Raw genomic sequence first — 13000 nt, 5'->3', positions numbered from 1 at the left:
ATACAAGAAAAATAATTTGCAACAAATAGTTTTGTTTATAAGGTAATTTATTTACATATTTGATATAAAATAATATAATTAATGTAAAGGTCAGCAGTGCCGGTTAGGAGGTAATAGATTTGTTAAGTGTATCTGTTGAGGATTTAATTAAAGATCTGAGCTTAGAAGTTATAGTAGAAGCTAAGGAAAAGATCGATATAACCACAAGTGATGTAAACAGACCGGGTCTTCAATTTTCAGGATTTTATGAGCATTTTGCTAAAGAGAGAGTTCAAGTCATAGGGATGGTAGAAACAGCTTTTATAGACGGAATGCCTCTTGATTTGTTAGCAGAAAGGGCTGATAAATTTTTTGAATACCCTGTGCCTTGTGTAATTGTCACAAGGGGATTGAATATAAAAAGGGAAATCGTAGATGCGGCACAAAAACATGGTCGTTATCTATTAAGGACGAAGGAATCATCTACAAAATTCATAAGCAGACTCATTAATTATTTGGAAGAAAAATTGGCACCGCAGATTACTATTCATGGAGATCTTGTAGATGTGTATGGCGTTGGTGTGCTTTTATTGGGAGAAAGCGGCATAGGAAAAAGCGAGACAGCCCTTGAGCTTATAAAAAGAGGTCATAGGCTTGTGGCTGATGATGCAACGGAGATAAGGAAAATTAGCGATTACGTCTTACAAGGAAGTTCACCTGATATAATACGGCATTATATAGAGATAAGAGGAATAGGAATACTTGATATAAAGACACTTTACGGTGTCGGTTCAGTAAGGGACAACATGAACATCGACTTGGTGATACAACTGGAGGAGTGGGATGAGGATAAGTACTATGATAGGCTGGGGCTTGATGACGATTACATAAAGTTTTTAGACATAAAAGTTCCAAAGCTGACTATACCTGTAAGACCGGGGCGAAATCTTGCCATAATAGTGGAAGTGGCAGCCATGAATCACAGGCAAAAGCAAATGGGCTATAACGCTGCTCATGAGCTTAATAAAAAATTGTTGAAACAGATTTCCACATAAAATATAATTGTTGTAGTGATTGTTTTAAATTTTTATATTCGAAAGGATGCAAAGCCTGATGAATCTTTTACTTGATACACATACACATACGGTAGCAAGTGGACATGCTTATAGTACAATAATGGAAAATGCCAAAGGAGCATCTGAAAAAGGTCTTAAACTTATCTGCATGACCGATCATGGGCCTAAAATGCCTGGTGGACCACATATTTTTCACTTTGGCAATTTAAAAGTCATGCCGAGGGAGATATATGGCGTTGAAATACTAAGAGGTGTTGAAGCAAACATAATCGATAGAGATGGAAATCTCGATGTTCCAGATGAAATCTTGAAGAAGTTGGATGTCGTTATTGCCAGTCTTCACGATGTGTGTTTTCCTTACAGGGATGTAGAATCAAATACGGAAGCTATCATTAATGCGATGAAAAACCCTTATGTAGATATCATTGGCCATCCTGGCAATCCTTTGTTTGAAATTGATATCGATAAAGTAATAGAAGCGGCATTGGAATACGATACGTGTATAGAGATAAACAACAGTTCTTTTGTGTCTTCCAGAGTTGGAAGTTATGACAATTGCCTTTTAATAGCCAAAAAAGCTTCGGTGAAAAATGTGAAGATCTGTGTTGGAAGCGATGCACATATATCGTTTGATGTAGGAAGATTTGACAAGGCAGTGGAAGTAATTGAAAGCGCAAATATTGGAGAGGAAAATATTTTAAATACAGATTTAGGTAAGTTTAAAGCGTATTTAAAATCAAAGGGAAAACTTAGAAATTGAGTTAAGGAGGAGTGTAATATGAGAATTGGCGTTGATATAGGAGGAACAAACATAGCTGTTGGGTTAGTCGACAGGGATGGGAAAATAGTAGCGACAGGATCGAGACCTGCAGAGCCTAAAAGAGGTTATGCTGCTATTGCTAAAGACATTGCTGAAATTTCGCTGGAACTTGTGAAAAGGTGTGGGCTTGACGTATCTCAAATTGAGTCGATGGGTATTGGTGTTCCTGGTGTTGCTGATAACGAAAAAGGTATTGTTTTAAGAGCTGTGAATTTATATTGGACAAAGGTGCCATTAGTAAAGGAAATACATAAATACATCGATGTGCCTATAAACATGGACAATGACGCAAATGTAGCTGCGCTTGCGGAAGGTGTATTTGGAGCTGGAAGAGGTACAAACTCATCTGTTACTATAACTTTGGGCACAGGTGTAGGTTCCGGATTTATATTAAATGGCAAAGTGTTTAACGGTTCGCACCATTTTGCTCCTGAGCTGGGGCACATTGTGATTGGAGACAATGGGGTTTTGTGCAATTGCGGCAAAGTAGGATGTCTTGAGACTTTTGCGTCTGCAACGGCATTAATCAGAGAAGGCAAAAAGGCTGTCATGAAAAACAGCGATTCTCTCATACTCAAATTGGCAGGCGGAGAGATTGAGTCCATAACGGCTAAAAACGTAATTGACGCTGCAAGGCAATTTGATGAAACAGCAATGCTTATATTTAATGATTACGTAAAGTATCTTGCCATAGGAATTGTCAATATCATAAACATACTTGATCCAGAGGTAGTCATAATAGGTGGCGGTGTTGCTAATGCTGGTGATTTCCTTTTAAAACCGCTTAAAGAAGAAGTAAGCAAAAACATACTTTTTAAAGATCTGCCTTATGCTGACATTAGAAAAGCAGAGCTTGGAAATGATGCTGGAATAATAGGCGCAGCAATTCTTTAAGAAAAGGGGTTTTAATGTGAAGATTTATGAGTTTTTTGAGAAAAACGCAGGTTTAAAAGATCGCGTTGCGATAAAATTTAAAGGTGAAACTATAACATATGGCGATTTGCCAAAGTATGTAAATAGTTATGCAGCGTATCTTCAATCTTTAGGTGTCAAAAAAGGGGATAAAGTAATACTTAGCATGCCAAATTGCCCGGAATTTGTTTTTTCGTATTTAGGTTCTGCAAAGGCTGGAGCTGTTACTATTCCTTTAAACCTCATGTACACGATGGAAGAAATCCAGTACGTTGTCAAAGAATCTGAAGCGGATACTATCGTGGTGCATCCTGTCGTTCTTAAAAATGTGGATATATCAGCTTTTGGAAAGCTGAATCTAAAAAACATAGTAGTTTTAAGCGATGACACAAAGAAAAAAATTATGGAACACGATGATTTTAAGCAAGTTGAGATAGATGATGATGAAGTTTGCACATACCTATATACGTCAGGGACAACTGGCAAGCCAAAAGGTGCTATGCTTACACATAGAAATTTTGAAGCTGATGTAGTGGCGATGGATGAAATATCTGATTTAGGTCCAGATGATAATTTTCTATGCGTGTTGCCGCTTTTTCACAGCTTTTCATGGACTGTAAATGTGCTACTTGCATTATATCTTGGCAGCACAGTAACTATTAAAGACAACTTCATGCCAAAGGATACATTGGAGACGCTTTTAAATGAAGATATAACTGTATTTTGCGGTGTCCCATCTATTTTTGCATTTTTGATTAGAATGGTAGAAAAAGGACAGTTTAAAGCATTAAGGCTTGCTATCTCAGGCGGTGCGCCATTAGCGCCAGAAGTGCAAAGGGGATTTGAAGAAAAGTTTAATTTTCCGCTTGTTGAAGGATATGGATTGTCAGAAGCTGCGCCTGTAGCGATGTTGAATCCCCTTGGAGCTGACGAAATAAGGAAGCCAGGCTCCATAGGGCTACCTCTTCCGTGCAATGAAGCTAAAATAGTAGATGAAGACGACAATGAAGTGCCAGTTGGTGAAGTAGGTGAGCTTATTTTAAAAGGTTCCAACATAATGGTAGGATATCACAATATGCCAGAGGAGACAGAAAAGGTTTTGCGAAATGGATGGCTTCATACAGGTGATGTTGCAAAAAAAGACGAAGATGGCTATTATTATATAGTTGATAGACTTAAAGACATGATTATATTGGGAGGATTTAATGTGTATCCAAGAGAAGTAGAAGAAGCACTTATGGAGCATCCAGCAGTTAGAGAAGCAGCAGTCATCGGAGTTGGTGATAAATATAAGGGCGAGGAAGTCAAGGCATTTATCGTGTTGGAAGATGGAATGACTGCAGACAGAAAAGAGCTTCAAAACTTCTTGCATGATAAATTGGCGAAGTATAAGATTCCTAAGATATTTGAGTTTGTCAATGAACTTCCTAAGAGTCCAACTGGGAAGGTGTTAAAGAAGTTGCTTAAATGAACAAAAGCCACGTCATGAGCGTGGCTTTTGTTTTTAGGACAAGTTTGAACTGCTCAAAAGTTGAAGCAAACAAAAGTTATTTGAAGGTAGATGCATTAAATTACTGGAAATATAAAATTAAAAGTGTTTATTGAAATTGACATGACGGAAAACTTGTTTTATGATATTAATGTAATCCGTTACGCAAAATATTTTTAGAAAGAGTTATTAGTGAGTTAAATTTAAGGAAATTTCACCTAAAATTATAGTAATCAATTACGAAGGAGCTGCTATGATAACGATAAAAGATGTTGCCAAAGAAGCTGGCGTATCTGTTGCTACAATATCGAGGGTTTTGAATAACAGTCCTGGCGTCTCGGATGAGACGAGAGAAAGAGTTTTATCTGTTATAAAAAGGCTAAACTACAATCCCAATCTTTTGGGGCGCAATCTTCGTAGGATGGAGACTAAAATGGTGTTGGTGCTGCTTCCCACAATATCAAATCCCTTTTACGCAAGGATAGTAAAAGGCATAGAGGATGTGGCACAAAAAAATGGGTATGGTGTGATGCTTTGCAATACAGATTCCAATATAGAGAGAGAAAAGATGTACCTGGAGCTTTTAAAGAACAGGTTGTCTGACGGTGTGATTTTTATGGCGCCTGAGATGGATAAAGACGAGCTTAACGAGATAGGAGAAAAATACGCCGTTGTCCAGTGTTGCGAGTACAAGGAGGGTGCAAATGTTTCACATGTATCTATAGACAATTACAAGGCATCGTATAAGGCGGTAAAGCATCTGATTGGATTAGGGCATAAGCACATCGGGCTCATTAGCTGCAAAAATAATTTTTTGTCTACAAAACACAGGGAAGAAGGATATAAAAGCGCTTTAGAGGATTCAGGAATCTCGTTTAATCCCGATTACATAAGGTATGGCGATTATTCATTTAAAAGCGGCTTCAGAGCAGCGCAAGGTCTCTTAAAAGATCATAAAGAGATTACGGCAATATTTGCTATATCAGACATAATGGCCATTGGGGCAATTAAATCATGTTATGAAAATAGCTTGAAGGTTCCTGACGACATTGGCATTGTTGGATTTGACAATATAAGCTTTGCTTCCATGTACAATCCGTCTCTTACAACGGTGTCTCAGCCAAAGTACGATATAGGTTGTACTGCTATGGAGCTACTCATAAAGCAAATAGAAAATAAAGGAGGTAATAAAGAGAACATAGTTTTAGAGCATGAATTGATAATAAGGCATTCTACTGTAAAATGAAGGAGGAAATTCTTATGGGAGAGAAGATAAGAATTGGAATAATAGGATGTGGAGGCATAGCAAATGGCAAGCACATGCCGTCCCTATCAAAGCTTGACAACGTAGAAATGGTTGCTTTTTGCGATGTAAAAGAGGAGAAAGCATTAAAAGCTGCAAAAGATTATGGTGTAGATGGAGCTAAGACATATAATGACTACAGAAAGCTTTTAGAGGATAAAAGCATCGATGTAGTGCACGTGTGTACACCAAATAAATCACATTCAGATATAACAGTTGACGCATTAGAAGCTGGAAAGCACGTCATGTGCGAAAAACCTATGGCGAAGACTTCTAATGACGCTAAACGGATGCTGGATGCTGCAAAAAGAACTGGAAAGAAGTTGACAATAGGATATCAGAACCGCTTTAGACCGGACTCTCAGTATTTGCACAAATTGTGTCAAGATGGCGTGTTAGGCGAAATATACTTTGCAAAGGCACATGCTATAAGGCGTCGCGCTGTTCCTACATGGGGAGTATTTTTAAACGAAGAAGAGCAAGGTGGAGGGCCTCTTATAGATATTGGTACACATGCCCTTGACTTAACCCTTTGGATGATGAACAACTATAAGCCTAAATACGTTGTCGGAAATACATACCGTAAATTAGCTGAAAGAAGGAATGCAGCGAATGCTTGGGGGCCATGGGATCCTGATAAATTTACGGTGGAAGATTCGGCTTTTGGCTTTATAACCATGGAAAATGGTGCAACGATCATTCTTGAATCCAGTTGGGCCTTAAATTCTCTCGATGTAGATGAAGCAAAGACCACATTGTGCGGGACAGAAGGTGGAGCAGACATGAAAGATGGGCTTAGGATCAATGGAGAGATGAATGGGCGATTGTACACTACAAAAATCGATTTAAGTTCAGGTGGTGTGGCATTTTACGAAGGAAAGGCAGAAGATGCTGCTGACTTGGAGGCAAGATTGTGGATAGAAAGTATTATAAACGATACGGAACCTGTCGTAAAGCCAGAAGAGGCATATATAGTATCACAGATATTAGAGGCTATATACACATCATCAAAGACTGGTAAGCCAGTATATTTTAATGAATAGGGTGATTTATATGGATTTGCCGTTGTCACTGCAGTTGTACACTGTAAGAAATGAATTGAAAGACGATTTTGTAGGGACTTTAGAGAAAGTGGCAGAGATAGGGTACAAAGGTGTTGAATTTGCTGGATATGGTGGCTTAAAGGCAAATGAACTAAGAAGACATTTAGAACGACTTGGATTGACCCCGACTGGAAGTCACATAAGTTTAGATGTGCTAAAAAACAATCTTGACGAAGAAATAGAGTACAACCTCGAAATAGGAAACAAATACATTGTATGCCCTTGGAACAAATACGAGGGGAAAGAGGATTTCATTGAAACTGCGAAACTTTTTAATGAAATAGGAGAGAAGTGTGCAGAAAAAGGATTGATTTTTTGCTATCATAACCATAATCATGAATTCGTTAACTTTGACGGAAAATACGGATTGGATTTGCTCTATGAAAATGCTGATTTAGCATTTTTGAAGGCAGAGATAGACACGTATTGGGTCAAATATGCTGGAGAAGATCCTGTAAGTTACATTAAAAACTACAGTGGTCGTGTGCCTTTGGTACATCTAAAGGATATGGATGATGCAACAAAGGATTTTGCTGAGATTGGCGAAGGTATTATGAATATTAAGGATATTATAGACGCTTCACTTGAGGCAGGTGTCGATTGGCTTATAGTTGAACAAGATGTTTGCAAAAGGCCGCCTCTTGAAAGTGTTAAGATAAGCTTTGATAATATAAAGAAAATGTGAAAAATGTGAATAAAGAAAATGTGAAAAATGTGAGGAGAGATAAATCATGTATCTTGGATTTTTAACAGTTTGTTTAGGAAACATGCCACTTTTGGATAAGGCTAAGTGGGCATCAGAGAATGGGTTTAAATCATTAGAAATTGCTTGTTGGCCGCAGCTAAACGACAGAGATTATTCCAGTTGTGACATAGATGTAGAAACGTTGACAGAAGAAGAAGCTCAAAAAATAAAAAAATACATGAGGGATTTGGGTCTTTCCATATCGTCTTTGGCATACTATGATAATAATTTGCACCCTGATCCTGAAAAGAGGGTATTTATAAACAATCACACTAAAAAATGCATAGATGCTGCAGCAATGTTAGGTACATCTATGGTTGGAACGTTTATAGGTAGAAATCCTGAGAAAAACCTAAAAGAAAACTTTGATGAATTTGAAGAAGTCTTTGGTGATATAGTAAGCTATGCGGAAAGCAAAGGCGTAAAGATCATAATTGAAAATTGTCCAATGGAAGGTTGGCAGAAAGAAGGACTTCCTGGTACAATATCATTTACTCCAGAGCTTTGGGAGGAGATGTTTAGGCGAATACCGTCTATGAATTTTGGACTTAACTTAGACCCATCTCACCTTTTGTTTCAGCTAATTGATTATGTAAAAGTTGTGCCAGCATTTAAGGATAGAATTTTCCACGTACATGCAAAAGACGCTGAAATTTTCAAAGATAAGCTTGAGTGGTATGGCGTATTTAACAGGCAATTTCATAAAAAAGGCGAAACAGGCTATTGGAGGTTTAGAATGCCTGGCCTTGGTCAAGTGGATTGGAACAAGTTTATAAAAGCTTTAAAAGATGTAGGATACGATGGGGTTATAAGCATTGAGCATGAAGATCCGCTGTATGAAGGCAGCGAGGAAAAAGTCAAAGAAGGATTGAAATTAGGGTATGATCATTTGAAACAATTCATATAAATTCCAAATAGACAAGTAGTTTAATCTACTTGTCTATAAAATGTTTTTATTTAATCACAGTAGGAGGTAGAAAGATGCCAATTAAACTTGGAATAATAGGCTATGGTGGAATGGGAATGTGGCATCATAAAAACGCCCCAAAAGTTAAAGGTGTAGATGTAGTAGCGGCGTACGATATTGATGCATATCAAATCGATGTAGCGAAAAAAGCTGGACTTAGAGGATATGATAAGTTGGATGAATTTTTAAAAGATGAGGAAGTAAATACCGTATTAATTGCAACTCCCAACGATGTGCATAAGGATCTTGCAGTGGCATCAGCAAATGCTGGAAAGAATGTTATAGTTGAAAAGCCTGTTGCAATGTCAATGAAAGAAATAGATGAAATAATAGAGGCTGCAGAGAAGAACAGCGTGGTGTTTACAGTACATCAGAACCGCAGATGGGATAAAGACTTTAATAAAGTGAAAAAAGCCGTAGAATTAGGTATGATTGGTGATGTCTATACAATCGAAAGCAGAGTACACGGCGCAGGTGGATTAATTTACGGTTGGAGGAATAAAAAAGAGTGCGGCGGCGGGATGCTTTTAGATTGGGGTGTCCACCTTATAGATCAGATTCTATATATGATCCCGAATAAAGTAGTCAGAGTCTACGCTGAACTATTTAGCGTATTAAACAAAGATGTAGACGATTATTTCAAACTGTTGATGAAATTTGACAATGGTTTATCTGCACAGATAGAAGTGGGAACATTTTGTCTAAAGCCATTGCCAAGATGGTTTGTGGGCGGAAATAAAGGGACACTGGTAGTAGATGATTTTGAAGGACATGGTGAAATTGTCAAGCTAAATAAGCTTGCAGACAAATTTGATGCGGAAATAGTAGAGACGACGGCAGGACCGACCCGCACATTTGCACCGAGACCAGAAGAAGTAAAAGATCATTTTGAACTTCCAGATGTAGACACAGAGTGGATAGAGTTTTATGAGAATGTCCGCGATACGATTGAAGGAAAAGCAGAGCTTATAGTAAAACCAGATGAAGTAAAAAGAGTTTATTCGATAATAGAAGCTGCATTTAAATCAAACCATATAGGAAAAGCTGTTGAGCTATAAAATGATATCCCCTATGCATAATGCACAGGGGATTTTTTATATCATATTGAAAAGAGCATCTTTTTCTTGGAAAAACCTCATTATATAGCATATTTCATCATCTGGTATTTTTATAGAATATTTTGAGTTTAAATGTGTCAATGCTTTCTTTACTGCGTTGTACAATGATTTGTTGCTTTTAATATATTCTTCTTTCCCTATATACTCAATGCTTTTTTCTCCTTTTTTGATTCTGCTTACCATAAAAGCAAAGTGAAGTATTATGCCAAGTAGCATGTCATCATCAAAGCAAATCGACAGCGTGTCGCAAAGCTTCATTATTGTGTTTTGTATGTCGCTATATAGCTCTTCTCCGTCAATATTATCGATGTTTTCCTTTAGGACATTGCCCATTTTGATAAGGGTTGTCTTAATATCTACTATTTCTTGCAATTCTTTCATGACTTTCAAGCTTAAAACGTCATTCATGCTGTACTGTTTAATATTAGTTTCCAATGGGAAAGACGATACGATAAAAGCTATTTCCATGTTTTCCTGTATTTCATCAATTTTCTTAATTGTTATGTGCTTATCAAGGCTGTCAATTGGTATTATCTCAAATAAATCTTTGTCGTACTTTAAGTTGTTTTTCAAGAAGCTTTTAATCGCAACAGAGGCGCCTTCACCAGTGAGACATGCTGTTATGATTGCGATTTTCTTTTTGTCGCTTATCAGTGGGGCGAAATCCATGTTGTTCTCCATATAAGAATTTATGGACTGTACGCTCATGTAAATATTGTTAAGAGGCATGCCTAATAGTGCTTTTCTGGTAGCTTCAATGACGTGGAGTGTGGAAATAAGCGGTATAACTTTTACTGGCACGTTAAACTCTTTTTCAATCGTTTCGCCAAACGTTGTAAGGGAGCCCATGTCTACTAAGAGAAGATATCCTGCCTGATTCATATCATTTCTCACGTAATCTTTTAAAGTTTCTAAGACTTCAAGAGGACTTTTGTCAAGATGAGCGTCTAAGCCTATTGCATAATTTTCACCCAGTAGCTTGTTGGCCACATCTGCCATGGATGTGGCAGTAGAATTGCCATGAGCAATTATGATAACTTTAACTTTCTCGTTTTGCTTATTGATGTATTCCTTGTCGGACATGAGAAATATTGCGATAAATCCAGCTTCATCTTCTGGAATCGAAACGTTCAAATATTTCTCTATGATTTTTTTAGCTTCCACTGCAACTTCAAATTCTCTTGGGTACAATTGCTTTATTTTTGACAGTTGGGGATTTACAATAGGCTTATTTTTATTGACCCTTTCAATAAGCGTGTTTAAGTGTAAAGCCAGTGCAGTATAGCTGTTTTGGCTGAGATCTTTCCCAAGAAGTTCGGATACAAGTTCTGCGATCCTATCTGTAATGCTTATTATGTCTTCTCCTAAAATATGAATCAAATTCTGCTTGTTTTTCTCCTCAGTTATACCGTATATCTGCTTGTGGAAGTACTTTGCTATGTCTTTCTCCAAAATCGATTCAATGTCTATATCAGATATACCTTTTGCTTTAAGCTGCCTTAGTCTGTCGTTTATTATCTCGTAAATGCTGTTATCGTTAGATGCAGTTGGAATTTCTTCTATTTCGTTTGTAGGGGAAAACTTAAAGAACTCTATATCGTCACCTATGACTTCATTCCACAGCATCCTGTGCTGTTTATCTGTGTATAATCCTTTCTTTATATAGTCTGGCAAGTCTCTACTGCAGATCCTTATGTCATTTTTCTTATTAGTCAAAAATTCTGAATAGACTTTTGCACATATAAGCTTGACATCGCTTTCTAATTGACCGATGTTGTTTGGACAGTCATATGAACAAAACGCTCTCATGGAATTAAGGGACACGAATATATCTCTGTTTAGCTTTATGCTTTCATGTTTAAAGAACCTTTTTAAAATGTAAAACCTTTCTTCTAAAGTCCTTTCTCGAAGTGGCGGTATTTTAATTATCATCGGTATTCTTCTTGTAAATGTATTTAAAAGGGATGAAGAAGGATCCTCAGTTGTGGCTGATATGATTAGCACATCAGATGTCCTGTTTTCCACATCGCCAACTCTTCTAAAATACCCAGTATCGAGGAAAGTGAATAAGATCTCCTGCCCTTCAGGCGGCAAGCGATGTACTTCATCAAGGAATAAGATTCCTCCATTTGCCTTTTCGATTAGTCCTTCTTTGTCGGTATCAGCACCTGTGTAAGCGCCTTTTTTAACCCCAAATAGCTGTGCTGTCAAAAGTTGAGGATTGTTGCTGTAATCTGCGCAGTTAAAAGCTATAAAGGGAGCGTCAGGCTTTTTTACTCCCATATCTATGGCATACTTGTGCATTATTCTCGCAAAAGTAGATTTTCCCACACCTGTTTCACCTAATATTAAGCAGTGTATTCCTTTGGGAGGATATAAAATAGCAGCTTTTGCCTGTTCACCAGCTTGTTTTAGGCTTATATTATTTTTAATCAGCATGTCCAGCTCATACAATTTGCTGTCACTGGAATTGCTTTTTGTGTTTTCAAACACAGGTGAAAACATCACTGGCCTGCCATCTGACTTTACGACTTTTCCTTCCTTGCACAAAAGATTTAACTCATGACTAACGTTTGCTCGCGACATATTTAGCTCATTTGCTAATGTCATAGCGTCTATACCGTTTCCATTGCTTAGCTCTATTAATTTTTTTAAAATCAAGTCTTTTCTCTTCAATTTAAAGATCCCCTTTGCCATAAGTAACTTTCTATACCTATATCTTATTATATATTTCGCAATAAGTTTTTCAATAGTGATTTACTGGATTAAACACTATTTAAACATTAAAACACTAATAAAAAATAATAAAACAATATGCAGATTTTTATTAAACACTAAGAAACACTACTCGCTTTAAAGCGCATGGACGGCATAAATTGCGGCCTTTTTACGCAGTTTAGTGTTTTGGCATGGTTTTTGCATATATTATTTAGTGAACCCCAAAATAGATAAAACCAATTCAAGGAGGAAAATAATATGGATTTGCAGCAAATAGTTATGGAAATCATTATACAATCAGGTGAAGCAAGAGCATATGCACATGAAGCGCTTAGAAAGGCATATGACGGCGAATTTGAAGAAGCTGAAAAACTTATGTCCCAGGCTAATGAGGCTATTGAGAAGGCACATAATGTGCAGACCAGCATGTTGCAAAAAGAAGCATCGGGCGAAAAATTAGATTTTTCTATATTGTTCGTGCATTCACAAGATCATCTTATGACTGCTATATCAGAGAAAAATCTCATATCAGAGATTATTGAGCTTAGAAAGATGTTGGAGCCAGTTCTTCATACATGCGTGACAAAATAAAAATCAAACACTAAATAGACCAGCTAGTAAAAGTCAATAGGTTTTAAAAAGAAATTTAAAATTTTTTACGTTGTAAAAAAGGGTATAGCAAACAAACTCAATTAAGAGCCGAACTTTGAAAACTTAATATAGTTAATAGCTATTTCCAAGTATAGTGCAAGACTTTAAGCAGCTTTATG

11 protein-coding genes are annotated in these 13000 nt (G+C 37.1%); 10 read left to right on the top strand and 1 reads right to left on the bottom strand.

Translation table 11 applies throughout. The features are described from left to right. Positions 1-119 precede the first annotated feature (119 nt). The 9 genes from hprK to HNR52_RS02550 all read left to right on the top strand — a co-directional run bounded on the left by hprK (position 120) and on the right by HNR52_RS02550 (position 9452). Entirely contained in the window at positions 120-1034 is a 915-nt protein-coding gene (gene hprK, locus HNR52_RS02590) for an HPr(Ser) kinase/phosphatase (protein ID WP_013787334.1), read from the top strand. Positions 1035-1092: 58 nt separating this feature from the next. Beyond that, positions 1093-1815 (top strand): phosphatase, encoded by a 723-nt coding sequence (locus HNR52_RS02585; RefSeq protein ID WP_435619628.1) that lies wholly within the window; start codon positions 1093-1095, stop codon positions 1813-1815. Positions 1816-1833: 18 nt separating this feature from the next. Beyond that, complete coding sequence (locus tag HNR52_RS02580; RefSeq protein WP_435619627.1) at positions 1834-2769, top strand: ROK family protein; 936 nt, start codon at positions 1834-1836, stop codon at positions 2767-2769. 16 nt (positions 2770-2785) lie between these two features. Further along, positions 2786-4258 carry a long-chain-fatty-acid--CoA ligase gene (locus HNR52_RS02575; protein ID WP_435619626.1) on the top strand — a complete coding sequence of 491 codons (1473 nt, stop codon included), beginning with the start codon at positions 2786-2788 and terminating at the stop codon, positions 4256-4258. A 271-nt stretch (positions 4259-4529) separates the two neighbouring features. After that, positions 4530-5522 carry a LacI family DNA-binding transcriptional regulator gene (locus HNR52_RS02570; RefSeq protein WP_435619625.1) on the top strand — a complete coding sequence of 331 codons (993 nt, stop codon included), beginning with the start codon at positions 4530-4532 and terminating at the stop codon, positions 5520-5522. 14 nt (positions 5523-5536) lie between these two features. Then, complete coding sequence (locus HNR52_RS02565; protein WP_435619624.1) at positions 5537-6622, top strand: Gfo/Idh/MocA family protein; 1086 nt, start codon at positions 5537-5539, stop codon at positions 6620-6622. A 10-nt stretch (positions 6623-6632) separates the two neighbouring features. Beyond that, positions 6633-7367 (top strand): sugar phosphate isomerase/epimerase family protein, encoded by a 735-nt coding sequence (locus tag HNR52_RS02560; protein ID WP_435619623.1) that lies wholly within the window; start codon positions 6633-6635, stop codon positions 7365-7367. 46 nt (positions 7368-7413) lie between these two features. Then, positions 7414-8334 carry a sugar phosphate isomerase/epimerase family protein gene (locus HNR52_RS02555; protein ID WP_435619622.1) on the top strand — a complete coding sequence of 307 codons (921 nt, stop codon included), beginning with the start codon at positions 7414-7416 and terminating at the stop codon, positions 8332-8334. Positions 8335-8408: 74 nt separating this feature from the next. Next, the gene (locus tag HNR52_RS02550) at positions 8409-9452 is read left to right on the top strand and encodes a Gfo/Idh/MocA family protein (RefSeq protein WP_435619621.1); all 1044 of its coding nucleotides are present in this window, start codon (positions 8409-8411) and stop codon (positions 9450-9452) included. 36 nt (positions 9453-9488) lie between these two features. Here HNR52_RS02550 and HNR52_RS02545 read toward each other — a convergent pair whose 3' ends face one another. After that, on the bottom strand, positions 9489-12188 hold the full coding sequence (locus HNR52_RS02545; RefSeq protein WP_435619620.1) for a sigma-54-dependent transcriptional regulator: 2700 nt from the start codon (positions 12186-12188) through the stop codon (positions 9489-9491). A 300-nt stretch (positions 12189-12488) separates the two neighbouring features. Between HNR52_RS02545 and HNR52_RS02540 the strand changes: the two genes are divergently transcribed. Further along, positions 12489-12821 (top strand): PTS lactose/cellobiose transporter subunit IIA, encoded by a 333-nt coding sequence (locus tag HNR52_RS02540; protein WP_013787345.1) that lies wholly within the window; start codon positions 12489-12491, stop codon positions 12819-12821. Positions 12822-13000: the final 179 nt, after the last annotated feature.

Origin of the sequence: Thermoanaerobacterium thermosulfurigenes (assembly GCF_051201035.1) — a bacterium.
GTDB lineage: Bacteria > Bacillota > Thermoanaerobacteria > Thermoanaerobacterales > Thermoanaerobacteraceae > Thermoanaerobacterium > Thermoanaerobacterium thermosulfurigenes.
The sequence above is the reverse complement of the archived record's forward strand: the minus strand, read 5'-3'. Positions and strand labels throughout refer to the sequence as shown.

Coding starts and splice junctions, on each gene's coding strand:
- HNR52_RS02585 (WP_435619628.1), top strand. CDS start 1,093: ATGAATCTTTTACTTGATACACATACACATACGGTAGCAAGTGGACAT.
- HNR52_RS02580 (WP_435619627.1), top strand. CDS start 1,834: ATGAGAATTGGCGTTGATATAGGAGGAACAAACATAGCTGTTGGGTTA.
- HNR52_RS02570 (WP_435619625.1), top strand. CDS start 4,530: ATGATAACGATAAAAGATGTTGCCAAAGAAGCTGGCGTATCTGTTGCT.
- HNR52_RS02565 (WP_435619624.1), top strand. CDS start 5,537: ATGGGAGAGAAGATAAGAATTGGAATAATAGGATGTGGAGGCATAGCA.
- HNR52_RS02560 (WP_435619623.1), top strand. CDS start 6,633: ATGGATTTGCCGTTGTCACTGCAGTTGTACACTGTAAGAAATGAATTG.
- HNR52_RS02555 (WP_435619622.1), top strand. CDS start 7,414: ATGTATCTTGGATTTTTAACAGTTTGTTTAGGAAACATGCCACTTTTG.
- HNR52_RS02550 (WP_435619621.1), top strand. CDS start 8,409: ATGCCAATTAAACTTGGAATAATAGGCTATGGTGGAATGGGAATGTGG.
- HNR52_RS02540 (WP_013787345.1), top strand. CDS start 12,489: ATGGATTTGCAGCAAATAGTTATGGAAATCATTATACAATCAGGTGAA.